The sequence below is a fragment of the Streptomyces sp. WELS2 genome (assembly GCF_013870595.1).
Classification (GTDB): Bacteria; Actinomycetota; Actinomycetes; order Streptomycetales; family Streptomycetaceae; genus Streptomyces.
Map to the genome: position 1 here is coordinate 1 of NZ_JACBWZ010001281.1, position 1,243 is coordinate 1,243.

The window sequence follows — 1,243 nt, forward strand, 5'->3', positions numbered from 1 at the left end:
GCAGGCGGCGAAGACGGCGGCGGCACCGGCTTCGACGCCCTCGCGCACATGGGTGCGGTAGGCGTCCAGGTCGAGCGAGCCGCCCGGGCCGTAGGCCGTGACGGGGAAGAAGAGCGGCCCGCGCGGGTCGCGGAGCCGGGCGGCGAGGGGGGCTGGCGTCACAGGCACTCCCTGTCGGTGCATGTTTCTGATCACTGTCTATATTTCTGAACAGCCTCACGCTACGGGCCGCAATTGCGGCGGGTCAAGCCGGAGTACGGGCAACAGAGCAGCGGATTTCCCTCTGGCGGGGCACACTTGACGAGGCACGGCACCCCTCCCTAGCGTGTCCACGCATGTGAACTCTGTCCACGCATGCGGCTGTTGAGGACACCGGCTCCCGGACCCAAGGAGATCGAAGGATGCCCGCTCCCCGCACCGTCCTGCTCACCGGCGCCGCCGGCGGGCTCGGCACCCTGATGCGGTCCCTGCTGCCGGCGTACGGCTACGAGCTGCGCCTGTTCGACGTGCGCCCCGTCGAGGGCGAGCCGGACGCCGTCACCGCCGACCTCACCGACGAGGACGCGCTGCGCGAGGCGGTGCGGGGCGTGGACGCGGTGCTGCACCTCGCGGGAATCTCCCTGGAGGCGCCCTTCGAGAAGATCCTCCGGTCGAACATCCAGGGCACCTACAACCTGTACGAGGCCGCGCGCCGGGAAGGCGTCGGGCGGATCGTCTTCGCCTCCTCCAACCACGCCGTCGGCTTCACCCCGGCCCCGCGCGCGGGCGAGCCGCTCATCCCGGTCGACACCCCGCGCCGCCCGGACACCTTCTACGGCCTGTCCAAGTCCTTCGGCGAGGACCTTGCCCAGTTCTACTGGGACAAGCACGGCCTGGAGACCGTCTCGGTGCGCATCGGCTCCTGCTTCCCGGAGCCCACCAGCGTGCGCATGCTCTCGGTGTGGATGAGCCCCGCCGACGGCGCCCGCCTCTTCCACGCGGCGCTGACCGCCGAGGGCGTCGGCCACACGGTGGTCTACGGCTCCTCCGCCAACACCCGCCTGTGGTGGGACCTCGGCAGCGCCCGGGCGCTCGGCTACGACCCCCGGGACGACTCCGAGCCGTACGCGGCGAAGCTCATCGCCGAACAGGGCGAGCTGGACCCCCAGAACCCGGCCCACAGCCACCTGGGCGGGCACTTCGTCACCGACCCGCCGGTCTGGCCGTACTGAAACCCCGGCCGGCCGCCGGGTGACTCCCCGGC

At 71.7% G+C, this 1,243-nt stretch carries 1 protein-coding gene and 1 pseudogene; one reads left to right on the top strand and one right to left on the bottom strand.

Features of this window, described 5'->3' with window-relative positions:
• Nucleotides 1–162, bottom strand: a pseudogene (locus H5J33_RS35725) (5-dehydro-4-deoxyglucarate dehydratase); the annotation flags it as partial.
• Nucleotides 163–401: 239 nt separating this feature from the next.
• On the opposite strand from H5J33_RS35725, the gene H5J33_RS35730 reads away from it, so the two are divergent.
• On the top strand, nucleotides 402–1,211 hold the full coding sequence (locus tag H5J33_RS35730; protein WP_181798787.1) for an NAD(P)-dependent oxidoreductase: 810 nt from the start codon (nucleotides 402–404) through the stop codon (nucleotides 1,209–1,211).
• Nucleotides 1,212–1,243: the final 32 nt, after the last annotated feature.